The 23,053-nt window shown below is 41.5% G+C and carries 23 protein-coding genes and 3 tRNA genes; 13 read left to right on the top strand and 13 right to left on the bottom strand.

Features of this window, described 5'->3' with window-relative positions; genetic code table 11:
• Positions 1-81: 81 nt before the first annotated feature.
• The 8 genes from BJN41_RS06550 to lptM all read right to left on the bottom strand — a co-directional run bounded on the left by BJN41_RS06550 (position 82) and on the right by lptM (position 7,019).
• Positions 82-1,014, bottom strand: a complete 933-nt coding sequence (locus BJN41_RS06550; protein ID WP_004971866.1) for an electron transfer flavoprotein subunit alpha/FixB family protein — start codon at positions 1,012-1,014, stop codon at positions 82-84.
• Between the two features lie 18 nt (positions 1,015-1,032).
• Positions 1,033-1,782, bottom strand: a complete 750-nt coding sequence (locus tag BJN41_RS06545) for an electron transfer flavoprotein subunit beta/FixA family protein (RefSeq protein WP_026438220.1) — start codon at positions 1,780-1,782, stop codon at positions 1,033-1,035.
• A 545-nt stretch (positions 1,783-2,327) separates the two neighbouring features.
• On the bottom strand, positions 2,328-2,699 hold the full coding sequence (locus tag BJN41_RS06540) for a hypothetical protein (protein WP_026438221.1): 372 nt from the start codon (positions 2,697-2,699) through the stop codon (positions 2,328-2,330).
• 266 nt (positions 2,700-2,965) lie between these two features.
• On the bottom strand, positions 2,966-3,880 hold the full coding sequence (xerA, locus tag BJN41_RS06535) for a site-specific tyrosine recombinase/integron integrase (RefSeq protein WP_019837955.1): 915 nt from the start codon (positions 3,878-3,880) through the stop codon (positions 2,966-2,968).
• A complete protein-coding gene (locus BJN41_RS06530) occupies positions 3,880-4,518 on the bottom strand; it encodes an alpha/beta fold hydrolase (protein WP_019837956.1) in 639 nt (212 codons plus the stop codon). Before BJN41_RS06530 ends, xerA begins: the two co-directional genes overlap by 1 nt.
• 133 nt (positions 4,519-4,651) lie before the next feature.
• Positions 4,652-5,497 (bottom strand): diaminopimelate epimerase, encoded by an 846-nt coding sequence (gene dapF / locus BJN41_RS06525; RefSeq protein WP_070154088.1) that lies wholly within the window; start codon positions 5,495-5,497, stop codon positions 4,652-4,654.
• A 12-nt stretch (positions 5,498-5,509) separates the two neighbouring features.
• The gene (gene lysA, locus BJN41_RS06520) at positions 5,510-6,754 is read right to left on the bottom strand and encodes a diaminopimelate decarboxylase (RefSeq protein ID WP_070154086.1); all 1,245 of its coding nucleotides are present in this window, start codon (positions 6,752-6,754) and stop codon (positions 5,510-5,512) included.
• Between the two features lie 25 nt (positions 6,755-6,779).
• Positions 6,780-7,019 (bottom strand): LPS translocon maturation chaperone LptM, encoded by a 240-nt coding sequence (gene lptM, locus BJN41_RS06515; RefSeq protein WP_004971884.1) that lies wholly within the window; start codon positions 7,017-7,019, stop codon positions 6,780-6,782.
• Between the two features lie 359 nt (positions 7,020-7,378).
• Here lptM and BJN41_RS06505 point away from each other — a divergent pair, with 359 nt between their 5' ends.
• The 3 genes from BJN41_RS06505 (at position 7,379) to BJN41_RS06495 (ending at position 11,387) form a co-directional block, all read left to right on the top strand.
• A complete protein-coding gene (locus BJN41_RS06505) occupies positions 7,379-8,734 on the top strand; it encodes an alanine/glycine:cation symporter family protein (RefSeq protein ID WP_070154083.1) in 1,356 nt (451 codons plus the stop codon).
• 152 nt (positions 8,735-8,886) lie between these two features.
• Positions 8,887-10,275 carry a DNA repair protein RadA gene (gene radA, locus BJN41_RS06500; protein ID WP_070154081.1) on the top strand — a complete coding sequence of 463 codons (1,389 nt, stop codon included), beginning with the start codon at positions 8,887-8,889 and terminating at the stop codon, positions 10,273-10,275.
• Between the two features lie 134 nt (positions 10,276-10,409).
• Positions 10,410-11,387, top strand: a complete 978-nt coding sequence (locus BJN41_RS06495) for a Tim44 domain-containing protein (RefSeq protein ID WP_070154079.1) — start codon at positions 10,410-10,412, stop codon at positions 11,385-11,387.
• Between the two features lie 389 nt (positions 11,388-11,776).
• On the opposite strand, the gene BJN41_RS06490 is transcribed toward BJN41_RS06495, so the two are convergent.
• Positions 11,777-12,955, bottom strand: coding sequence for a S1C family serine protease (locus BJN41_RS06490; protein ID WP_070154077.1), 1,179 nt, complete (start codon positions 12,953-12,955; stop codon positions 11,777-11,779).
• Positions 12,956-13,121: 166 nt separating this feature from the next.
• Here BJN41_RS06490 and BJN41_RS06485 point away from each other — a divergent pair, with 166 nt between their 5' ends.
• From BJN41_RS06485 to BJN41_RS06455, 7 genes are all read left to right on the top strand, one after another.
• Positions 13,122-13,880: a Nif3-like dinuclear metal center hexameric protein gene (locus BJN41_RS06485; RefSeq protein WP_070154075.1), complete on the top strand. Its 759-nt coding sequence runs from the start codon at positions 13,122-13,124 to the stop codon at positions 13,878-13,880.
• A 179-nt stretch (positions 13,881-14,059) separates the two neighbouring features.
• Entirely contained in the window at positions 14,060-14,686 is a 627-nt protein-coding gene (locus BJN41_RS06480) for a superoxide dismutase (protein ID WP_070154187.1), read from the top strand.
• 148 nt (positions 14,687-14,834) lie between these two features.
• Positions 14,835-14,910: transfer RNA gene (locus BJN41_RS06475), tRNA-Asn, on the top strand.
• A gap of 6 nt (positions 14,911-14,916) precedes the next feature.
• Positions 14,917-14,992: transfer RNA gene (locus BJN41_RS06470), tRNA-Asn, on the top strand.
• 214 nt (positions 14,993-15,206) lie between these two features.
• Positions 15,207-15,509 carry a hypothetical protein gene (locus BJN41_RS06465; RefSeq protein WP_019837418.1) on the top strand — a complete coding sequence of 101 codons (303 nt, stop codon included), beginning with the start codon at positions 15,207-15,209 and terminating at the stop codon, positions 15,507-15,509.
• Positions 15,510-15,624: 115 nt separating this feature from the next.
• A tRNA-Asn gene (locus tag BJN41_RS06460) sits at positions 15,625-15,700 on the top strand.
• Between the two features lie 82 nt (positions 15,701-15,782).
• Complete coding sequence (locus tag BJN41_RS06455; RefSeq protein ID WP_070154074.1) at positions 15,783-16,226, top strand: DUF2726 domain-containing protein; 444 nt, start codon at positions 15,783-15,785, stop codon at positions 16,224-16,226.
• Positions 16,227-16,242: 16 nt separating this feature from the next.
• Here the strand turns inward: BJN41_RS06455 and BJN41_RS06450 are convergent, their stop codons facing one another.
• The 4 genes from BJN41_RS06450 to glnA all read right to left on the bottom strand — a co-directional run bounded on the left by BJN41_RS06450 (position 16,243) and on the right by glnA (position 19,695).
• Positions 16,243-16,500, bottom strand: a complete 258-nt coding sequence (locus BJN41_RS06450) for a hypothetical protein (protein ID WP_004971904.1) — start codon at positions 16,498-16,500, stop codon at positions 16,243-16,245.
• 196 nt (positions 16,501-16,696) lie between these two features.
• Entirely contained in the window at positions 16,697-17,575 is an 879-nt protein-coding gene (gene ubiA / locus BJN41_RS06445) for a 4-hydroxybenzoate octaprenyltransferase (RefSeq protein WP_070154072.1), read from the bottom strand.
• Positions 17,576-17,589: 14 nt separating this feature from the next.
• Entirely contained in the window at positions 17,590-18,078 is a 489-nt protein-coding gene (locus tag BJN41_RS06440; protein WP_070154071.1) for a chorismate--pyruvate lyase family protein, read from the bottom strand.
• A gap of 207 nt (positions 18,079-18,285) precedes the next feature.
• Positions 18,286-19,695: a type I glutamate--ammonia ligase gene (glnA, locus tag BJN41_RS06435; RefSeq protein ID WP_070154069.1), complete on the bottom strand. Its 1,410-nt coding sequence runs from the start codon at positions 19,693-19,695 to the stop codon at positions 18,286-18,288.
• An 865-nt stretch (positions 19,696-20,560) separates the two neighbouring features.
• On the opposite strand from glnA, the gene BJN41_RS06430 reads away from it, so the two are divergent.
• From BJN41_RS06430 to trpC, 3 genes are read left to right on the top strand one after another with little or no spacing between them, the layout of a single operon-like run.
• Positions 20,561-21,145: an anthranilate synthase component II gene (locus tag BJN41_RS06430; RefSeq protein WP_070154067.1), complete on the top strand. Its 585-nt coding sequence runs from the start codon at positions 20,561-20,563 to the stop codon at positions 21,143-21,145.
• 17 nt (positions 21,146-21,162) lie between these two features.
• Complete coding sequence (trpD, locus tag BJN41_RS06425; protein WP_070154185.1) at positions 21,163-22,209, top strand: anthranilate phosphoribosyltransferase; 1,047 nt, start codon at positions 21,163-21,165, stop codon at positions 22,207-22,209.
• Positions 22,210-22,230: 21 nt separating this feature from the next.
• On the top strand, positions 22,231-23,034 hold the full coding sequence (gene trpC, locus BJN41_RS06420; protein WP_026438154.1) for an indole-3-glycerol phosphate synthase TrpC: 804 nt from the start codon (positions 22,231-22,233) through the stop codon (positions 23,032-23,034).
• The last annotated feature ends 19 nt before the right edge of the window (positions 23,035-23,053 follow it).

Raw genomic sequence — 23,053 nt, 5'->3', positions numbered from 1 at the left:
GAATCGAGAATATTAAAAAAAAGACAATAAAAAACGCCTCTATGTTATTCACATAGAGGCGTTATAGACTGTGTTCAGTAATTAGATTTTAGAAACCAATTCTGGAACAACAGTGTTCAAGTCACCCACTAACCAGTAGTCAGCTACTGCGTTGATTGGCGCTTCTTCGTCTTTGTTGATCGCAACGATCACTTTAGAATCTTTCATACCTGCCAAGTGCTGAATCGCACCAGAGATACCTACAGCGATGTACAAATCAGGTGCAACGATTTTACCTGTTTGACCTACTTGCATGTCGTTTGGTACGAAGCCTGCATCTACTGCTGCACGTGAAGCACCTTGTGCTGCACCAAGTTTGTCTGCTAATGGATCAAGTACTTTGTGATAGTTCTCACCAGAACCTACACCACGACCACCAGAAACTACAATACGTGCTGCAGTTAATTCTGGACGCTCTGATTTCACAATTTCTTCAGAGACGAACTTAGAAATACCAGCATCACCTGTCACAGTAGCAGCTTCAACCGCAGCCGAACCACCTTCTGCAGCCACTGGGTCAAATGCTGTACCACGTACAGTACCCACCACAATCGCCTCTGAAGATTCTACAGTTGCAATCGCGTTACCTGCATAAATTGGACGCTTGAATGTCTTTGCAGAATCTACAGCGACGATGTCTGTGATCATACTAACATCAAGAAGCGCAGCTGCACGCGGTAAAATGTTTTTACCTGTTGTTGTAGAAGCAGCAAGGATATGGCTATAACCTTTGCCTAATTCTGCAACAAGTTTTGCTACGTTTTCAGCCAATTGGTTTGCATAAGCCGCATCGTCAGCAAGTAATACTTTGCTTACGCCTGCAACTTTAGCTGCTTGGTCTGCAACTGCTTGTGCACCAGAACCCGCAACCAATACAGTGATATCGCCACCGATTTTTTGAGCTGCAGCAACAACGTTTAATGTTGCACCATTTAGTGCTTTATTGTCGTGCTCAGCGATAACTAAAATACTCATGATTTTTATCCTTCTGTATTAGATCACTTTCGCTTCGTTTTTCAATTTATCTACAAGTTCGTCCACAGATTTCACTTGTACACCCGCTTTACGCTCAGCAGGTGCTTCAACTTTTACAGTTTTCAGCTTAGAACCTGTTGCAACGCCATAATCTCCAGGAGATTTAGTGTCTAGTGGTTTTTTACGTGCTTTCATGATGTTTGGAAGTGCCGCATAACGTGGCTCATTCAAACGTAAGTCAGTGGTGATGATTGCAGGAAGTGTAAGCTCAACAGTTTGTAAACCACCGTCAATTTCACGTGTAACCTGAACTTTATCGCCCTCTACCTTAACTTCTGAAGCAAAAGTACCCTGACCTGCACCCAGTAAAGCGCCGAGCATTTGACCAACTTGGTTAGAGTCGTCATCAATGGCTTGTTTGCCCAAGAGAATAAGTTGTGGCTGTTCTTGTTCAACAACACCTTTTAAGATTTTAGCCACTTCAAGTGCACCAATCTCATCGGCTGTTTCAACCAAAATACCACGGTCTGCACCAAGTGCCATTGCAGAACGGATTTGTTCCTGCGCTTCTTTAGGACCAATGGATACCACTACGATTTCTGAAACAGTTCCTTTTTCTTTTAAACGAACCGCCTCTTCCACTGCGATTTCACAGAATGGGTTAATTGACATCTTAACGTTAGTCAGGTCAACTCCACTATTATCCGGCTTAACGCGAACTTTAACGTTGGCATCTACCACACGTTTTACAGCAACAAGAGCCTTCATGTAATCCTCGGCTGTTTTAGCAAAAGTAAATATTGAGAAAAGTTAATAATAACTCTTCGCTTTAAATTTTTTAGGTGTCCTATCTTGCTATGTGATTGGCATTTCGGTCAAGTCTGAATTGTCTAAACAACTCTAAAAATGACCAAAATTAACTGAACGATGCGTTCATACTTTTTTATTTCTAAAAATAAACAAACCAAAAGACGATTATATATTTAATTTTAAACTTTGATTTATATTATTTTTGTTATTGATTTATAACATCAGCAAGATTGATTGAAAAATAGTTTAAATACAGAGATGTCTACAAAACATGCAAATTCCTTACATAAAAACCGTTAACTAAACTGTCATTAAAGATAGAAACTGCCCTTATTTGCTTATTTTTTCCTGATAAAAACACCCTTTTTAAATGTGACTGTTAGTTCACTTCACAACATTGAAGCTTTTATTGGATAAGAAAGAAGCAATCTTTTGTATTTTAATGAGTATCAATGCACTACAACCCCATTACCTTCATGATTTAAGGCATAAAAAAACTCAGCTTAAACTTGCTGAGTTTCTAGGAAATCACGGTGAATATGGCTTAAATCAATCAGCTCATAGGCCTGTAAATTAAAAATTTCCCAAACCGCCAAAAAGTCTTCTTTCAGGTCAATTTTACTGGCACTGTTTGGACGTTCTTGCCACTGTTGATCTGAAATCCATAAATAGCTTTGTTGAGTCTGTGGGTTGATCGCTTGCATTTTACCTTCTGCATTAATGCCCTGAACTTGGCAATGCGCTGGCAATTCTTGCTCAATCATAGGCAAGCTAATCTCTACAAAGTGTTTTACCTGACGTAATCCATAGCCAGCAAAAATTTCTTTTTGACTCGGACTGAGCTGGTCATATTTTACTTGAAGATTTGAAATCATGGTTTTGCCTATCATTTGATATCCAAAGTGTTATGCAGTGGAACAAAAAATAATGTCATCCATGTCTATTATTCGTGTGACCCACTCTTTCTGCTTCTTTATACTGCATAACGCAAGTTTTTATTATTCTACAATAGTTGCAATGACATCTTAGTGAAAGCGCTCTTGCATTGCGACTTACATCCTAAATAAACGCATTTGCAAATTGTAAAGCCCTACCTACCACAAGCAAAAATAGTGCCTATTCACCTAAATTGTCGCAAAATTTACTTTTTATGGGCACGTGGATGCGCCTGATCATACACTTGTGCCAAATGGTCAAAATCGACATGGGTATAAATTTGTGTGGTACTTAAATTACTATGCCCTAGCATTTCTTGAACGGCGCGTATATCACCACTATTAGACAGCATGTGACTGGCAAAACAATGTCGTAATAAGTGCGGATGTAAATCGACATTGACACCTGCACGCCGTGCCTGAAACTTCACCCGATTTTCTATTTGGCGTGCTTTTAAAGGTTCGCCTTTTTGGGTAATAAACAATGCTGCATCGGGTACAAAATCGCCCTGCCACAGAGGATAAATCTGTAACCATTGCATCACTGCATCTTTGGCTTTACGACCAAAAGGCACAATGCGGGTTTTATTGCCTTTACCTGTTATGCGCAGCAATTGACGGTTAAAATCTAAATCGCGGATACGTAAACTTTGTACTTCTGCTAAACGTAAACCACTCGAATAGAGCAATTCTAAAATCGCTTTATCGCGCCGCCACATTTGTTGTTGTACTTCAGTTTCAGGTTCTGGCTGATCCAAAATTTGATGAATTGTTTCAATATCAATCAAACCTGGCAAAGGTCTTGGCTGACGTTTTAGCTGAAAATTATCAATTGGATTAAATTGTAAATATTGTCCATGCTCTGCCCATTTCATAAACTGACGAATCGCTGACAACATGCGCTGCAAACTGCTGCTATTTAATTGTTGCTGTTCTACTTTTTGCGCTAAATAATGGCGCAAATCTGCAGCTTCTACATCATATAAGGCAAGTTGTTGTTGCTCACAAAAGCTAAAAAAATCATTTAAATCGCGCGCGTAGGCTTTTATTGTATGTGGTGACTGTTGTTGTATTTCACGCTCTTTCAGCCACATATTTAATAGTTGCTGCGGATCGTACATTAGTCACGCTCCGATTGCTGAACTGTCGCAAACTGTGATAAATAGTCAGCTATGTGTTCAGCCGCCTGATCTGCATGTGTTTCTAAAAACAAATGATCACCACCATGTACAATTTTTAATACGGTGTGTGGAAATTGTTGTTGTAAAAACTCACCTACAGCCAGTGGACTTATCGGGTCTTGATCGCCCCATAACAACAAAATAGGCATGTGGATTTTAGCGAAGTCTGCTGTGTAATCGACTTTTGCCTCAACAAACCAGTCAGGATAATTTAAATCACTTACTTTATAGTCTTGTCGCCAATCTTGCGCCTGAAAACTGCTTAAATCCATGCCACCAGATGTTGCAGCCAATACCAATCCTTTCACTTTTTCTGGATATTGCAACGCGGCAGCAACTGCAAAAATACCGCCCATCGACTGTGCAATGATAATGCAATCATCTGGGATATTCGCCAACACATAAGCCTGCAAACTTGCAAAATCATGTACCTGTGAATGTGCAGGTTGATGATTAAACTCAGGATAAGCCACAATTTTTACAACATTCTGCCACGGCAATTTTTCAATCTTTTCGATTAGAGGATGAAAAAATGCGGTATTGCCTGAAGCGCCAGGTAAAAAAATCAGTTGCGGCATAATGAGTAGAAGTTTTTAGAATGACGTTCGGTACAGCATACCTGATCCGTGCCGCAAGATACAAAAAAGCACCATTCGTTTTGAATCGTGCTTTTAAGTAAGATTAATCATCCGTTCATGTTAGAACGAAGCATCAACCCTGAAAATAGTTTAAATCCAAACGGCCGTGATAGACGTTAGCGGTTGGCCCTGTCATCCACACCACATCACCTTCACGCCATTCGATTTGCAACTTACCGCCTGCCAGTTCAATTTCAACTGAATTAGACAATAAGCCACGGCGCATACCCGAAACGGCTGCAGCACATGCACCTGTACCACAGGCCAAGGTTTCACCTACGCCACGTTCAAATACACGCAAACGCGCATGTTTTTCGTCAATGATTTGCATAAAACCTGCATTGACACGCTGTGGGAAACGCTCATGTGATTCTACTTGTGGGCCAATTCCTGCAACATCGGCAGTCAGTACATCGGGCACAATGGTCACGGCATGTGGATTACCCATGTTCACGATATCAATGGTTAATGTAGCACCATCTTTCAACACGATGTCATATAAATTATCAGGCTGATCGGCAATGAATGGAATCTCATGCGGCAAGAATTTTGGATACCCCATATTCACTCGCACCCAACCGTTTTGCCCCAGCTCAGGCTCTACAATGCCTGCCTTAGTTTGCACCTTGATTTTGGTTTTAGTCGTAAGCTGACGCTCATGCACAAAACGCGCAAAACAACGCACACCATTGCCGCACTGCTCCACTTCAGAACCATCGGCATTGAAAATGCGATATTTAAAATCGACATTCGGCAAATCGGGTGGTTCCACAATCAGCAGTTGGTCAAATCCAATCCCGAAGTGACGGTCCGCAAGGCGCTGAATAGTGAGCGCATCCAAATAAGCACGCTGGCTGATGAGATCAACCACCATGAAATCATTGCCCAAACCATGCATTTTGGTAAATTCTAATAACATCTCGAATTCCCCTTATGGCAATAAACGTTCTCTTTCCCACAGCGATTCAATGCTTTCACGTTCACGAATTAAATGTGCTTGATCTGCATCGACCATGACTTCTGCTGCACGACCACGGCTGTTGTAGTTAGAGCTCATCACAAAACCGTATGCGCCCGCACCCATCACTGCCAAAACATCATTTTCTTTGATCGCAAGCTGACGTTCTTTACCTAAGAAATCACCTGTTTCACAAATTGCACCGACTACATCCCACTCTAGCGTTTCAACATCATTACGTGGGGTGACTGGCTGAATATCCATCCATGCTTCATATAACGCAGGACGGATTAAGTCATTCATCGCAGCATCAATAATCGCGAAGTTACGATGATTGGTCGGTTTAAGTAAATCAACTTTCGTTAGCAACACGCCCGCATTTGCAGAGATACTTCGCCCTGGTTCCATATACACTTTAAGACCTAACTTTTCTAAAGCGGGACGCAAAGCATTGGCATATTCTTCAACCGTTGGTGGAGTTTCATCTTTATAAGTCACCCCTAAACCACCGCCAATATCAATGTGTTTGAGCTGAATACCCATTTCTTTTAAGGTATCAATCATCACAATCACGCGATCTAAAGCATCTACAAATGGTTGTGTCTCGGTCAATTGTGAACCGATGTGACAGTCGATGCCGACGATATCCAAGTTCGGTAAAGACGCAGCATATTCATACGTGCTATACACCGAATCTGACGGAATACCAAATTTATTTTCTTTTAAACCTGTCGAAATATAAGGATGGGTTTTGGCATCCACATCTGGGTTAACCCTTAATGAAATTGGCGCTTTGACATTCATGCTTGCCGCAACTTTTTGAATACGGTCTAATTCTGCATGTGATTCTACGTTAAAGCAGGCAATCCCAACGTCCAACGCTTTTTGAATATCGGCTTCAGTTTTACCTAAACCTGAAAAGACGATTTTTGAGGCATCACCACCTGCTTTGAGAACACGCGCTAATTCGCCCCCAGTTACAATATCAAAGCCAGCGCCCTGCTTTGCAAGCACGTTTAACACCGCAATATTTGAGTTAGACTTTACCGCAAAACAAATTTGATGATCGATAAAGTGAAACGCACGATCCATATCTAAATAATGCTTTTCAAAAGTCGCTTTTGAATAAACATATAGCGGTGTGCCGTATTGCTGCGCAAGTTGTTGTAATGAACATTGCTCTGCATGCAATACCCCTTGAATGCGGGTAAAACTCATGAATGTATCCTTTATCTAGAAAGCGTTAAGGTGTAGTCGATGTAGATGCAGCAGGTGCAGCAAACTGCTGTTGCACAGGTACGGCTGTGTCTGAAGATGTTGCCGATTGCGTTGCACGTTTAGGCGCAGCATCTGGATATAACAAATATTTTGCGCGTTTGTCGTAATTTGGGTCATTGGGTAACTGTAATGTACCTGACTGACCACAACCGACCAAAACCACTGTTGTAAGCAAAACACTCATGCAGCAAATGACGGTACGCATCTGACCACCTATAAAAATATTTTCGATGAAGTATAACGCGATCACTGCCGCGACCAAAGTGGTAATGCAGAGAGATTATATTGAGCTTAGTAAAAATTCTAGCTTACTTACTATTCTGCTGGCACAGATTGACCTTATCAGGTCTGAAAAATTGCGACTTCTGACACAGATAAAGTTAATTTTATTTCAAGGCATCAATTGTCAAAATCTAAAAACTATGCAAAAAATATATCGTGCTTAACACCAAGTTCTTTTAACATGAAGTTTAAAAACTGGCATATCACTTGCTTAATTTTTACAATTGTTCAATTACTGTCACAAACTAAGCATTTATACACTGCGTTTATAAGAAGAAATTTATGCAAAATTTACAATCGATGATGGAAACCCTAAGCGGTTGGGTCTGGGGTCCATACATGCTGGTTCTCATTGTGGGAACGGGTGTCTTCCTCACCTTCCGCTTATTGTTCTGGCAATTCCGCATGCTGCCACTGGCTTTTAAACAAGTCTTTTGCAAACACGACAAAGCGCAAAAAGAACCGGGCGATATTTCACATTTCGCATMACTGATGACTGCACTCTCTGCCACCATTGGTACGGGAAATATTGCAGGTGTTGCAACGGCTTGCGTCCTCGGTGGCCCGGGTGCAGTGTTTTGGATGTGGATGACTGCCCTGTTTGGTATGGCGACCAAATATGGTGAAGGTGTTTTGGCGGTTAAATACCGTATTAAAAACGAAAAAGGGCAAATGTCAGGCGGCCCAATGTACTACATTGAGCGTGGACTAAAATGGAAATGGCTGGCGATTATCTTTGCCTTTTTTGGCACAGTCGCCTCGTTTGGAATTGGTAGTTCAGTACAATCCAACACCGTAGCTTTAGCAGTTGAAAATAGCTTAGGTGTAGAAACTTGGATTACAGGTGTGGTGATTACCGTATTTTCTGCCTTGGTGATTTTGGGCGGAATTAGCTCAATTTCCAAAGCTTCTTCGGTGATTGTTCCAATTATGGCCATTCTGTATGTTACAGGCGGTTTAATTATCATCCTGAATAATTTACACCTTGTGGTGCCTGCACTCGAGCTAATTTTCCGTGATGCTTTTACTGGTGAAGCGGTTGCGGGCGGTGCAATTGGTGCAGTAATTCGTTACGGGGTTGCACGTGGCGTATTCTCCAACGAAGCAGGGATGGGTTCTGCCCCAATTGCTGCTGCGGCTGCAAAAACCGACCACCCTGCGCGTCAAGGTTTAGTGTCTATGACAGGTACCTTCATTGATACCATTATTGTTTGTAGCATCACGGGGATTGTTTTGGTGATGGGCTTCATTATGGCAGGCAATAGCTTTGGTGGTGCAACAGGCGCTGTACTCACCACACAGGTTTTTGACCAGTTATTGCCAGGCTTTGGTGGTTGGGTCGTTACATTCGGGATTATTTTCTTCGCCTATTCCACCATTCTCGGTTGGAGCTATTATGGCGAAAAATGCTGTACATATTTATTCGGCGAAAAATACGTATTGATTTACCGCCTGATTTATATTGCTTCGGTGTTCATTGGTACCATCGCGACACTCGATCTCGTTTGGTTATTTGCCGATACCTTTAACGGTTTAATGGCTGTTCCGAACCTGATTGCCTTATTATTACTGTCTGGTGTGATTGCCAAAGAATCTAAGGACTTTATTGCCAAACGCAAATCTGGCGAGTTGTATTAAGCCTTAGCTACAAATGTAATTTCATCCTTACCCATCATACAATCACCATTGTGGTTGTATGATTTTCCTTGAAAGATCAAGATAACATTCAATTCCCCGCCTTTACTCTGTATGCTGTAGCCAGTTTTCAAATAAATACAACGACTGGACTTATGGCAAAAGTAAAAAGTGTCTATCGCTGTGAACAATGTGGCGCAGATCATCCTAAATGGGCAGGACAATGCTCGGAATGTGGCGAGTGGAACTCGCTGAATGAAGTGAGTATTGCACCTGCAGTCACGCATCGTGCCCAACCCAAAATGGGCGGTGGCTATGCAGGACAAGCTGCAGCAATTACTACATTAAACAAAGTATCTGTTTCGCATGAAACCAGACTAACCACAGGCATTGGTGAGTTTGACCGTGTATTGGGTGGTGGTTTGGTTACAGGTTCGGTGGTGCTCATTGGTGGTGACCCAGGTATCGGTAAATCGACCATTTTGCTGCAAACTGCAACTCACATGGCTGCGGCCAACAACACCGCCTTATATATCACGGGTGAAGAATCGCTTTCACAAGTGGCATTACGTGCTCAACGCTTAGACTTACCCACAGATCAGCTCAAAGTCATGGCAGAGACCTGTGTTGAACGTATTTGCGAAGTGCTTGCGCATGAACGCCCTGCTGTGGCTGTTTTAGACTCAATTCAAACTTTATATACCGAAACGTTGCAATCTGCACCAGGTGGCGTTTCACAAATTCGTGAATCGGCGGCACTTCTAACTCGCTTTGCAAAAAACAGTGGCACAGCACTCTTTATTGTGGGTCACGTGACCAAAGAAGGCGCTTTGGCAGGGCCACGCGTCTTGGAACACATGGTCGATTGTGTCCTATATTTTGAAGGTCAGTCAGACTCTCGTTACCGTATGATTCGGGCCGTCAAAAACCGTTTTGGCGCAGTGAATGAGCTGGGTGTTTTTGGCATGACCGATAAAGGCTTACGTGAAGTCGCCAATCCATCAGCGATATTTTTAAGTCGTTATGATGAAGCAATCCCAGGTTCGATTGTCATGATTAGCCGCGAAGGTACACGTCCCCTTTTGGTTGAAGTACAAGCCTTGGTGGATGATGCACATGGTCAACCTAGACGTGTAGCTTTAGGTTTGGAGCAAAACCGTCTGAATATGTTGTTGGCGGTCATGCATCGACATGGTGGTGTGCAAACCTCAGGGCAAGACGTGTATGTAAATGTGGTTGGTGGTTTAAAAATTACCGAAACAGGCTCTGACCTTGCAGTATTACTGGCCTGTGCTTCGAGCTTACGAGGCAAAGCCCTACCACAACAATTGGCTGTTTTTGGTGAGGTCGGTTTGTCGGGCGAAATCCGCCCTGTGCCTAATGGTCAAGAACGCTTAAAAGAAGCCATTAAGCATGGCTTTAAATACATTATTGTGCCTCGTGGCAATGCACCACAAAAAGCCATTGCAGGTGTGCAAATTATTGCGGTAGCTCGTTTGCATGAAGCTTTAAGTGAAGCCATGAGTTTAAGTGAAAATCTCTAAAGACTTTTTAGCCGTATTCACTTCACTATGTATTTCTCAACATTTGTAGAAAAAATACCGATTTTATATTGAAATTCGTAGCAAATGCCTGCATAAATACACAGATTAACTTTATTTTAATATAGGAAAATTTGATGGAAGTTCGACAGCGTGGTTTGATTGCAGCAATGCTTACAGCGACCTTATTGGTAGCACCGTTGGCAGCAGAAGCAAAACGTGCAGGTGGCGGTAAAAGTCATGGTATGAGCCGTTCTGCAGCCCCAACTCAGTCTTACCAACAACCTCGCCAAACAACGCCAGCACAACAACCTGCTCCTGCTCAGCAAAAATCTGGCCCAGGCGTAGGTGGTATGGTTGCAGCAGGTGTTGCTGGTGCAGCGATTGGTGCTGTTGCTGCGAATGCTTTGGCAGATGACCAAGCCAGTGCAGCCGAAGCACAAGAGGAAAAAGGTGGTATTCCAAGCTGGATTTGGATTTTACTCGCTGCTGCTGTCGCCTTCTTCATTTTCCGTAAGATGGGCGCAAAAAAAAAACTAACGCCTAACCCGTATGCGCCAAACAGCGGTGCCAATCAGGCACCGTTTGCGCAAACTCCAGCAAATGCTGCTCCGCGTAACGACAACACCAATATTTTTGGTCAGTCTGTAGGTGGTTCTGCAACTGCAACACAAGCTCCTTTTAGCCAAGCAGCAAATAACAATGCTCCTTTCGGCACAGCTTATACTAACAGTGGCAATCAATTGCCTGATGGTTCTGAGCCTGCCGCTTTCTTACGTGTTGCACGTCAGCGTTTTAACCATATTCAGTCTATGAATACGGCAAGCAATATTGCAGAAATTCAGCGTTATTTAACACCTGATTTATATCAGTCAATGTATCAAGATATTATGGCGAACCAAGACCAAGATGTAGCAGAGTTTTCTAACTTGAATGCAATGGTGGTCGATTCAGCAACTGAAAATGGTCAATATGTAGTGAGTGTACGCTTTACTGGTACGGTCAGCGAAGACCTGAACAGCCTACCGCAGCCATTTACAGAAATCTGGCACTTTGTAAAACCTGCAGGTTCAAACCAAGACTGGTTAGTGGCAGGTATTCAACAAGAGCAATAATTTCAAAATAATTTAAAACAGCGGTCTAGGCCGCTGTTTTTTATATCTATCTTTTATCAGACAGAGCTTCTATTCAAAAACTTCTTTGCAATTTTGCTCTCTCTTTTATTCTTATCCAGCATAAATTAAAGAAAAACCTAGTAGTTAAGAGAATGCAGCTTTGATACTGAATAAACATATTAAACAGGACTTCAATATCTTCTAGGTTCTGCTCTGGATTGAGGCAGGACAACATCTTGATATTTACAGATAAACCCATAAACTTAAATACGGCATCGCTTCGATTTATACAAAAGTGAATACATTTAGGCGATGTAGCAACTTCTATTGGATTCCTACCACAAAAAAGCCCTGCTACTGGCAGGGCTTTTTTACGGATGATCAATACATTATTCAGGCAATGGAATAAATTGCTTATCTGAATTTTGTACTTTTCGTTCACCTACAGCGACCTGTAAATCTAGTGCCTCTTCACCACGCTCTACCGATACCGTGACTGTGCTGTTTGGTGCTTGTGCTGCCACATAATTAATTAAATGCGAAGTTGAGGTAATCGCTTCATTATTTACTTTCAGAATTTTATCACCACGTTTTAAACCAGCTTCTGCAGCTGGGCCACCACGCAGTACATCTGCAACCACTACACCGCCTTGTGCAGGCTCTAAAATATTGTCTTGTTCTACAGGCAATAAACTAATACCTAACCAACCACGAACCACACGTCCATCTTTTAAAATAGAGTTTAAAACTTGCTGACACACTTGCGCAGGAATTGCAAAACCAATGCCTAATGAACCACCCGATTGTGAGAAAATTGCAGTATTTACCCCAATTAAATTCCCTGCCACATCAATCAATGCACCACCAGAGTTACCTGGGTTAATTGCCGCATCGGTTTGAATAAAATCTTCATAGGTATTAATGCCTAAATCAGAACGACCTGTGGCAGAAATAATTCCCTGAGTCACCGTTTGCCCTACCCCAAACGGGTTGCCAATCGCAAGGACCACATCGCCAACTTCATTACCACTGAGTTTAAATGGCAAGACTGGCAATTTTTCTAACTCAATTTTAATTACCGCCAAGTCCGTATCTGGGTCAGTACCAACAACTTTTGCCTCAGCACGACGGCCATCATGCAATGCCACCACAATTTGTTCTGCCTGCGCAATCACATGGTTATTTGTCAAAATATAACCGTCTGGACGAACAATTACCCCAGAACCCAAACTGTTTTCATTTGGACCTTGCTTAAATTGATCGGGCAACTGGTTACCAAAAAACTCACGAAACGCAGGGTCATTCAGTAATGGATGATCCAACTGTTTGACTTTTTGTGTGGTAAAAATATTCACTACTGCTGGCGCAGCCACTTTTACCGCAGCGCTGTACGACACCACCCTACCCGTGCGTGTTGTATCAATTAATGGTTCAACTTTTTCGGCAGGCATTTTGACCCCATCGGCAGCTACAGGCGCTTTCGGTTTTTGCAGCTGTTGCCAAGTCACAAAGCCAATAATGACTAGAATGAGTAACACCCAAGGTAACCAGGTAAAGGTCCGGCGCACGTTTTGTACCTCTAAATAAATTTTTTTGATGATTAAGTCATTGAATGAGCTATTGTAAAACGAAATACAAATAGAAACATAAAAAAGCCCAAGAGTTTTGTCTTGCTTTAGTTACAATACAAAATATGTTTTGATATTCGCTAAATATGTGCAATTTGAGAGAGTTATGGCGCAATTAAAAGAAATTATTCAATGGTGTGATCAAACTTTAAATACACATGAATTTAAAGATTACGCGCCAAACGGTTTACAAATCGAAGGCAGGTCTGACGTTCAAAAAATTCTTTGTGCAGTAACCGCCTCTCAAGAAGCTATCGAGGTCGCAATTGCGCAAAATGCAGACTTATTGTTGGTGCATCATGGCTATTTTTGGAAAGGCGAACCTTACCCAATTACAGGCATGCGCGGTAAACGCATCAAAAGTTTAATCCAACACGATATTTCTTTGGTCGGTTATCACTTACCGCTCGATTCACATCCAAGTCTAGGCAATAACGCAGCCATTGCTGAATGTTTAGCGTTAGAAAATTTGCAAGCCTTAGATCCTAGTGAACGTCATCCTATTGGCAATATTGGTTTTTTAAAGCAAGCCATGAGTGCAAGCGAATTTCGTGATTATCTTACAGCACGTTTAGGCTTTAATACCATTCATCTTCCTGCCGAAAAAAGTCAAATTCAAAAAATAGGTTTTTGTACTGGTGCAGCACAAGATTTTATTGGCAAAGCGGCTGAACAAGGTTGTGATGCCTTTATTTCGGGCGAAGTCAGTGAACGCACTTATTATGAAGCCAAAGAATTAGGTGTGCATTATTATGCCTGCGGACATCATGCGACTGAGCGCTACGGTGTACAAAGACTCGCAAAAGCTATTTCAGAACAGTTTAATATTGAGTATAGTTATTTTGAATTAAATAACCCAATTTAATACACTGTTTCACCTAACATTTCACTCAAATGACAGCTGTTTTTAACATCGTCTTTAGATGTATACATTCGAGTCTAATTTTGTATGGTTATTTAAACCTAATGCGCAATTTATCTCGAAATCTATTACAATAGAGCCACTTAATGTTAAAACCCAGCAAAATGCAAGGAATTGAAAACATGACAACCATTACTTTACCAGCTTTACCATACGGTTACGAAGATCTTGCTCCACACATCAGCAAAGAAACTTTAGAATACCACCACGATAAACACCACAACACTTATGTTGTGAACTTAAATAACTTGATCGCGGGTACAGAGCTTGAAGGTAAAACTTTAGACGAAATTATCAAAGCAACTGCAGGTGATGCAGCTAAAGCTGGGGTATTCAACAACGCAGCGCAAGTTTGGAACCACACGTTCTACTGGAACTGTATGGCGAAAAACGGTGGCGGTAAAGCAACTGGTGCTTTGGCTGCTAAAATTGATGAAGCTTTCGGTTCTTACGAAAAATTCGCTGAAGAATTTGCTGCTGCAGCAACCACTCAATTCGGTTCAGGTTGGGCTTGGTTAGTGGCTGACGAAGTGAATGGCAAACTTTCTATTATGAAAACTTCAAATGCCGACACACCAATGGCACACGGCAAAGTTGCAGTATTGACAATTGACGTTTGGGAACACGCTTACTACATCGACTTCCGTAACGCACGTCCTGCTTACATCAAAACTTTCTTAGAAAGCCTTGTAAACTGGGATTACGCAAATGCGAAATACGCAGGTCAAGAAGCTGGTGTAGAAAAATAATTTCTATTTTTTATATAGAAAAACTGCTTGTTATGGGCAGTTTTTTTATTTTTTGCCAATGAAATGAATATTTATAACGCAAACAATCCATTTCTAATGATGAAGATGTTGACGACTTAAACTTTCATCCCTAAAATGCCCCACAGATTCTCCAATAGCTCAGTCGGTAGAGCGACGGACTGTTAATCCGCAGGTCCCTGGTTCGAGCCCAGGTTGGAGAGCCAATCTATTCTCCCATAGCTCAGTCGGTAGAGCGACGGACTGTTAATCCGCAGGTCCCTGGTTCGAGCCCAGGTGGGAGAGCCAAGATTCTAAAAATCCCACGCAGAATGACGTGGGATTTTTTTGCAATTTTTATCGTTTTTATAGTGGATATGATGTTCTAATCGAATTGAACATGCCCAACTCCTCCATAAATTAAAATTAAAAAACATGCGATGAAGATCGGGCAGCTCCTCTTGTGATGTCTCTATTTTTTCGCTACCTTAAGTGCATCAAAAACAATAAAACTTGAAAGCCCATGCAAGCGCCTTGGTTAAAATCCCTGATTTTTTGGACAATTCTGATTGTGGTGATTTTTTCAATTTTTCAATGCACACAAAAATCTGAAAGCAATAAAACTGCTGCTGCGCTCATGTATGAACGTCTGTATCAATGCAGTCGAGATCTGAAAGTACAGCAACAAGCAACATTAAGACAAATTCAAAACCAAGTGAAAGCAGACCTGACCCAGCAAAAGATGCTGAAATTAATTAATTTATGTCGCAAAACTAACCCTCTACAAACACGCGAAGATTATATAAAAGCGATTCAGTCACTTTAAAGTGCTATAAAACTGGCTAGGCGCTTATTTTTAAAGCAATTAATCTGCTTTTTAACGCTTTTTTTCAATTCCAGCTTGACCAAAAACATATACCCACATAGAATGCGTATCAGATTCTCCCATAGCTCAGTCGGTAGAGCGACGGACTGTTAATCCGCAGGTCCCTGGTTCGAGCCCAGGTGGGAGAGCCAAATTTATTAAAAAACCCACGCAGTATGACGTGGGTTTTTTTATTCCTGCTGTTTATTTGGGTCTAACGGCACCGCATCATCTATGTTTGAATCCAGTCAATTGACTTTCTTGCTTATTGGCAGCTTGGCAAGCCTTGCCCTGTTTATCTTAATTTTTAAGCCATTATTTTTTCCAAAGAAAAGTTTTTATTCCAAACCGATTATGACGGCTTTTGAACGCAGAATGTTTATGCGTTTAAAACAGGCTTTTCCTGAGCATCACATCTTGGCGCAAGTGGCATTTAGCGCATTAATTACTAACAGCCACTATAAAATTCGTGCGCTGTTTAATCGTAAAGTGACTGATTTTGTAATCTTAAATGCAGACATGCAAGTCATTGCAATTATAGAGTTAGATGATCCTTCACATATTGGCAAAGAACAAGAAGACGCAGAACGAGACGCAATGTTTCACGAGGCGGGTTATCGCGTTGTCCGATACACCGAAATTCCGAGTATCAGACAATTGCAATCAGATTTGAGCTGAAATCATCAACTCGATATTAAGGTGTAGCTTCTGAAGCGGCTTGTATCTGACTAGCCTGCTTCGCTTGTTGTTCTGCAGCTTCACGCGCTTCAATACGCGCAATAATTTCTGCCTGTTGTTGTTTATATTTTTCCTGATTTTTAGCATCACTATTAACTGCTAAAAATGCCATGCTAACCAAGAAAATAGGAATCAACAAACCTAAGCTTGCCAAGAAAATCATCTTTTTTAGGCTTGGCTTTTTTGCAGGTGCTTGCTGTTCAGACTGTGACATCATCTATTCCTAATTCAAACTTCTAAATGAAGCTCAATATATCAGAATAATGCTGATTGTGCTTTGTGCATAAGTATGCACGTTCTAATGCTCAGTTTAATTTTTAACAGCAAAAATTGATCAGCCATCGAATAAAAAAGCACCTGCCCCACACTACCATCAGATGCTTTACTCAGTTTTTTTTGCATAGAAATATTTACATTAAAGCCAATACGATTCCTGAAAAAATAATCAGCCCTACCCAACGGTTATGACGAAATGCCCAAAAACATCGTTGCGGGTCTTTATCTTTGGTTTTACGCCATTGATATATAAAGTCTGCCACTACCACCAATAATGCCGCCAAACCAAATGGAATCAGTATATTTTCCAACCACAATGCCGTACCAATTAAAAGTACACTGCCTGCTTGCAACAATGAAATAATTTGAATGTCGTAGCGACCAAATAAAATTGCAGTCGATTTCACCCCAATTTTTAAATCATATTCACGGTCTGTAATTGCGTATTGAGTGTCATACGCCACAGTCCATGCCAAATTTCCAAAATACAATAACCAGCAAGTGAGATCAGGCGTTGCGCCAACAGCGGTATAAGCCATGGGGATAGACCATGAAAATGCCGCTCCTAAGAACACTTGGGGCAAATGAGTGTAGCGTTTCATAAACGGATAAATAAACGCTAAAAACAATGCCCCAAAAGACCAATAAAACGTTTCAATCGGTAAGAACAACAACATGGCTGCGCTAAGTGCAACCAAACCTAAGAATACATAAATGGCTTCTTTGGCACTAATCACACCCGTGGCTAAAGGACGTGTTTTGGTACGTTCTACATGACCATCTACCTTACGGTCAGCAAAGTCATTGATGGCACAACCTGCGGCGCGCATAAAAATTGTGCCTAGAATCATAGGGATTAATATCCCGATAGATGGCATACCCTGATTGGCAATCCACAAAGCCCACATCGTTGGCCAAAACACCAGTTCTGTGCCAATTGGTTTATCGAAACGACACAAATAATAATATGCTTCTAAACGCTCACGCCACGTGATCTGCTGTGCCAATGCCATACCAATCTCGTATCTTAATGTTGTTGAATAAATTGCTCAAAACACGGTAAAAAAGTTTCTTGCACAATAAATTTACAGCCATGCCAAGTATAGCAACTCTGCCGTGTCCAGCCTTCATCAAGCAAAACCACACGCCTTTGACATAGCGGATTGGTGCGCTGAAACAAAAACCAGCCAATCGGTTTATTGCCAATGTGCTGAAATAAACGGGCTTTGCTTTGTAAACTTAGAATCGGAAAAATACTTTTGGCTTYGACCCATGGCTGTTCATCACAACCATATAAATAGCTTTCACGCACCCATGAGGTGTGCCAATGTGGCATTTGCATCCACTGGGCATCTTGTAAATTTAAACGCTGAAAAGATTGTTGCAGCGGTTCAACTTCAAATTGTCCACCTGCGAGCTGAGTCAATTGTTGGGTCAAAGAACCTGCTGCATATAGCCATGTTTTTAATTCAGAAGGCAGATTTGCCTGCTTGGGAAAAATAGGCTGTGTTCGCATGTTCCGCCACCTTAACAAGATAGCCTAGTGTAGCCCAAATTTAGGCAAAGTTTTGTGACCGATGGCGCAATTCCCTGCAATTATCCACAATAAATTAAGCGATTTGTTATATTTTGATAAAATCCATGCCAACTTAAAACTATGATTGAGCAATCTAAAACAAAAAACCCGCCGAAGCGGGTTTTTCAAATTTGAAATTTTCGAGTATTACAAGCTGTAGTACATATCAAATTCAACTGGGTGAGTAGTCGTGTTCAAACGACGTACATCTTCAGTTTTCAATTCAATATAAGCATCAAGCATGTCTTTGGTGAATACACCACCTTTTAATAAATAGTCGTGATCTTCTTTCAAAGCATCAAGCGCCATTTCTAGGTTGTGTGCCACAGTTGGGATTTTTGCTTCTTCTTCAGGCGGAAGGTCATACAAGTTCTTGTCTGCTGCTTCACCTGGGTGAATCTTGTTTTGAATACCGTCAAGACCCGCCATCAACAAAGCTGCGAAACCTAGGTACGGGTTCATCATTGGATCAGGGAAACGTGCTTCAATACGTTTGCCTTTCGGGCTAGAAACATAAGGAATACGAATAGATGCAGAACGGTTACGCGCAGAGTAAGCCAACATAATTGGTGCTTCAAAGTGCGGTACTAAACGCTTGTACGAGTTTGTAGATGGATTCGTGATCGCATTCAATGAACGGGCATGCTTGATGATACCGCCAATGAAGTACAGTGCCATTTCAGACAGACCAGCGTATTCATCACCCGCAAACAGGTTTTTACCATCTTTAGAGATGGACATGTGTACATGCATGCCTGAACCGTTGTCACCTACCATTGGTTTAGGCATAAACGTTGCAGTTTTTGCATATTGGTGCGCAACGTTCCAAACCGCATATTTGAACTGTTGTACTTCGTCAGCTTTACGAACCATGGTGTTGAAGCTCACACCAATTTCTAACTGGCAAGATGCAACTTCGTGGTGATGTACTTCTACACGACCTGGGCCCATGATCTCTTCGATTTTTGCACACATATCTGCACGCATATCATGGTGAGAATCAACTGGAGGAACCGGGAAGTAACCGCCTTTAACGCGTGGACGGTGGCCAGAGTTACCAGACTCGTAGTCTTTACCTGTAGACCAAGCCGCTTCTTCAGCGATTAAGGTGTGGCGTGCGCCAGACATGTCGATGTCCCATTTCACTTCGTCAAATACGAAGAATTCTGGTTCTGGACCAAAGAATGCAGTATCACCAATACCTGTAGATTTTAGGTATTCTTCTGCACGGCGAGCGATAGAACGTGGGTCACGGTCATAACCTTGACCAGTTGAAGGTTCAATGACATCACAAGTCACAACAACTGTAGGCTCGGCGAAGAACGGGTCGATGAAACCTGTTTCAGCATCTGGGCGTAAAATCATGTCTGACGCTTCAATACCTTTCCAGCCAGAGATTGAAGAACCATCGAACATTTTACCGTCTTCAAATGTATCTTCATCAATAGTGTCTGCTGGGTAAGTCACGTGTTGCTCTTTACCTTTAGTGTCTGTAAAACGGAAGTCTACCCATTTTGCGCCACTTTCTTGGATGAGTTGAAGGACCTTGTTCGCCATGCTCAATTTGCTCCGATGTTTTTTTGTTGCACTTACGAAGTGCGTGTTAGTAGTTGGCAGTTATTAAGCAATTAGCGTACCAACTTTCAAAAGCAAAGATAAAACTATGAATTCTGCATGAGAATACGTCATTTTAAAAATTACTTTGTCGTTATTATACTGTCAGAAATACGATTTGCACCATATTCAAACATTGTTGATGTGATTAGATTTAAAAATGCAAAACATAGCACCATTTTAGTGCATCAATGTTTTATTTCTGTTGAATTTTAGATCAGAATTAGCTCAAACCATATCTAGGCAGACATTTTGTTGCGCCATGCTTGCATTGAGCAAGGCAAACTATCCAACAATATTAAACAACACTTTATTTTTTAATGAGAAAAAATAATTAAATCGCTTAACAATTCTAAATCTGCATTCTTTTTGAGCAAATAGATTGAAAGGACACATTACTGCAAATTTGTTTTTCTTACAAAACGCTGCAATCAAACCACCGATTTGAGTCGCAATATCATGCGGCAGGATGCTACTTTTAGCGCATTTTTTATGCTGTCTTAAGTGTGAAGCTAAAATATAACTGCTGAATGACCTAGTTTAATCCATTGATTATTTCTTTCAGAACGAACCTGAATAATGCACCACAAGCTTTGAAATGGCGAATTCGCTAATAAGCTTTAACAGTGATTATCATATAAATAGTCCGCAGAAAATACTTATTATTTGCTATGATGAACAGTGCTTCCTTATTCCATTTTCTTTTCGATAAGAAAATAAAGCCCTTTCTCATTATAGGCGCAGGAATAAAGCAAATTATCTCAGACTCTTTAGCACTTAAAGTGTTCAATTTTCAATAGGTTAGCTCATGCTTTTAATGATCGATAATTATGACTCTTTTACCTACAACATCGTCCAGTATTTTGGCGAGTTAAATCAGGAAGTAAAAGTCGTTCGTAATGATGCCGTGACATTAGAAGATATTGAGCGATGGCAACCCAAGTATTTGGTGATTGGCCCAGGCCCTTGTTCTCCATCTGAAGCAGGGATTTCTATTCCTGCCATTCAGCATTTCGCAGGCAAAATTCCGTTACTGGGCGTGTGTTTAGGACACCAAAGTATCGGACAAGCCTTTGGTGGAAACATTGTGCGCGCTAAAACCGTGATGCRTGGTCGTTTATCGGATATGTACCACAGCAACACAGGTATTTTTAGCAATCTGCCTTCACCATTTTCTGCAACCCGTTACCACTCTTTGGTGATTGATCAAGCAACCTTGCCAGATTGTCTGGAAGTGACATGCTGGACCAAAGAAGCAGATGGTTCGATGGAAGAAATTATGGGCGTGAAGCACAAAACTTTGCCTGTTGAAGGCGTGCAATTTCACCCCGAATCGATCCTGAGCCAACACGGTCATCAAATCTTTAAAAACTTTTTGGAAATTTACGCATAATGAGCGAGTCAAATCACATGAATATTCAACAAGCACTCAACCATATTACAAAACAAATTCACCTGACTCAGCCTCAAATGGAAGATGTGATGCGCGCGATTATGTCGGGCGAAGCAACAGACGCTCAAATTGGTGCATTGATGATGGGCTTACGCTTAAAAGGCGAAAGCATTGATGAAATTACTGCAGCTGCACGTGTAATGCGTGAATTTGCCATTAAAATTGATGTGAGCGATATTCCGCACCTTGTGGATATTGTAGGTACAGGCGGCGATGGTCAAAACCTATTTAACGTTTCTACCGCCTCTGCTTTTGTGATTGCAGCTGCAGGTGCAACCATTGCCAAACACGGTAACCGTGGGGTTTCAACTAAATCGGGTTCATCGGACTTGCTAGAGCAAGCAGGCATTAATCTTGATTTAAATATGCAACAAACTGAACGCTGTATTCGTGAAATTGGCTTAGGTTTCTTGTTTGCACCGAATCATCATCAAGCCATGAAATATGCGGTTGCACCACGTAAAGAGTTGGGTATTCGCAGTATTTTCAACTTACTGGGGCCATTAACCAACCCGGCAGGTGTAAAGCGTTTTGTCATTGGTGTATTTAGCGATGAATTGTGCCGCCCTATTGCAGAAGTGATGAAACTGCTGGGTGCTGAGCATGTCATGGTGGTGCATTCAAAAGATGGTTTAGACGAAATTAGCCTTGCTTCAAGCACTCATGTTGCAGAGCTCAAAAATGGTGAGATTACTGAATGGGAACTTACTCCTGAAAGCGTGGGAATTGAATCTCAAACTTTAACAGGACTGACTGTAGACAACTCGGCTGAAAGTTTAAATCTTATTAAAGATGCTTTAGGCAAAAACAAATCCGACAAAGGCGAAAAAGCGGCCAACATGATTGCACTCAATGCGGGCGCGGGTATTTATGTTTCTGGTCTTACCAGAAGCTACAAACAAGGTGTCGCTTTGGCACATGACATTATTTATGGTGGACAAGCTTTGGAAAAAATGGGCGTGTTATCTGAATTTACCAAAACGCTCAAACAGTACGAAGCATAAAACAAAACAGGAAGGTGCATCATAGTGGATATTCGCAATACCATTTTAGGTAAAATTGTAGAACGTAAAAAAGAAGAGTTTGCAGAGCGTTTAAAACAACGCAGTTATGCAGACTTAGAACAATTGGCACGTGCAGCGACACCTACACGTGGCTTTGCGCAAGCCTTGGATAACAAACGCCCAGCGGTAATTGCGGAAATTAAAAAAGCATCGCCGTCTAAGGGCATCATTCGAGAAAACTTTGACCCTGCCGAAATTGCACAGCAATATGAAGCAGCAGGTGCAGCCTGTTTATCTGTACTGACTGATGTCGATTTCTTTCAGGGTGCAGATGAAAATATTCAGATTGCCCGATCACATTGTAACTTGCCTGCACTGCGTAAAGATTTCTTGATTGATCCATATGGTGTAGTGGAAGCACGTGCTTTACACGCAGACTGTGTGTTATTGATTGTGTCTTGCTTATCTGACCAACAATTAGAAGAAATGTCTGAAACGGCTTTTGAACATCACTTAGATGTGTTGGTTGAAGTGCATGATGAAAATGAATTGGAACGTGCTTTAAATCTTTCAGAGCGTTGTATTTTAGGCGTTAATAACCGAAATTTAAAAACCTTTGAAGTTGATTTAAACACCTCATTGCGTTTAAAAAAACTGTTGCCGCCCGCTCGTTTATTGGTCACTGAAAGTGGTATCGCCACACCAGAAGACGTCCGCATGATGCAAAACCATGATATTCACAGTTTCTTGGTCGGTGAAAGTTTTATGAAACAAGCACGTCCTGACCATGCTTTCCGTGATTTATTTGGGCCTATTGATGCTTAAAATCGATCTAGCCAAGCGA

This window comes from Acinetobacter towneri, from assembly GCF_001758345.1.
GTDB lineage: Bacteria > Pseudomonadota > Gammaproteobacteria > Pseudomonadales > Moraxellaceae > Acinetobacter > Acinetobacter towneri_A.
The sequence above is the reverse complement of the archived record's forward strand: the minus strand, read 5'-3'. Positions and strand labels throughout refer to the sequence as shown.

What these genes read in the sequence shown, in the direction of transcription:
- dapF (WP_070154088.1), bottom strand. Translation starts at nt 5,497, where the DNA reads ATGTTATTAGAATTTACCAAAATGCATGGTTTGGGCAATGATTTCATG.
- lptM (WP_004971884.1), bottom strand. Translation starts at nt 7,019, where the DNA reads ATGCGTACCGTCATTTGCTGCATGAGTGTTTTGCTTACAACAGTGGTT.
- BJN41_RS06495 (WP_070154079.1), top strand. Translation starts at nt 10,410, where the DNA reads ATGGAAGTTCGACAGCGTGGTTTGATTGCAGCAATGCTTACAGCGACC.
- BJN41_RS06485 (WP_070154075.1), top strand. Translation starts at nt 13,122, where the DNA reads ATGGCGCAATTAAAAGAAATTATTCAATGGTGTGATCAAACTTTAAAT.
- lysA (WP_070154086.1), bottom strand. Translation starts at nt 6,754, where the DNA reads ATGAGTTTTACCCGCATTCAAGGGGTATTGCATGCAGAGCAATGTTCA.
- BJN41_RS06450 (WP_004971904.1), bottom strand. Translation starts at nt 16,500, where the DNA reads ATGTCACAGTCTGAACAGCAAGCACCTGCAAAAAAGCCAAGCCTAAAA.
- xerA (WP_019837955.1), bottom strand. Translation starts at nt 3,880, where the DNA reads ATGTACGATCCGCAGCAACTATTAAATATGTGGCTGAAAGAGCGTGAA.
- BJN41_RS06550 (WP_004971866.1), bottom strand. Translation starts at nt 1,014, where the DNA reads ATGAGTATTTTAGTTATCGCTGAGCACGACAATAAAGCACTAAATGGT.
- BJN41_RS06540 (WP_026438221.1), bottom strand. Translation starts at nt 2,699, where the DNA reads ATGATTTCAAATCTTCAAGTAAAATATGACCAGCTCAGTCCGAGTCAA.
- ubiA (WP_070154072.1), bottom strand. Translation starts at nt 17,575, where the DNA reads ATGGCATTGGCACAGCAGATCACGTGGCGTGAGCGTTTAGAAGCATAT.
- BJN41_RS06480 (WP_070154187.1), top strand. Translation starts at nt 14,060, where the DNA reads ATGACAACCATTACTTTACCAGCTTTACCATACGGTTACGAAGATCTT.
- BJN41_RS06455 (WP_070154074.1), top strand. Translation starts at nt 15,783, where the DNA reads ATGTTTGAATCCAGTCAATTGACTTTCTTGCTTATTGGCAGCTTGGCA.
- radA (WP_070154081.1), top strand. Translation starts at nt 8,887, where the DNA reads ATGGCAAAAGTAAAAAGTGTCTATCGCTGTGAACAATGTGGCGCAGAT.
- BJN41_RS06545 (WP_026438220.1), bottom strand. Translation starts at nt 1,782, where the DNA reads ATGAAGGCTCTTGTTGCTGTAAAACGTGTGGTAGATGCCAACGTTAAA.
- glnA (WP_070154069.1), bottom strand. Translation starts at nt 19,695, where the DNA reads ATGGCGAACAAGGTCCTTCAACTCATCCAAGAAAGTGGCGCAAAATGG.
- BJN41_RS06465 (WP_019837418.1), top strand. Translation starts at nt 15,207, where the DNA reads ATGCAAGCGCCTTGGTTAAAATCCCTGATTTTTTGGACAATTCTGATT.
- trpD (WP_070154185.1), top strand. Translation starts at nt 21,163, where the DNA reads ATGAATATTCAACAAGCACTCAACCATATTACAAAACAAATTCACCTG.
- BJN41_RS06530 (WP_019837956.1), bottom strand. Translation starts at nt 4,518, where the DNA reads ATGCCGCAACTGATTTTTTTACCTGGCGCTTCAGGCAATACCGCATTT.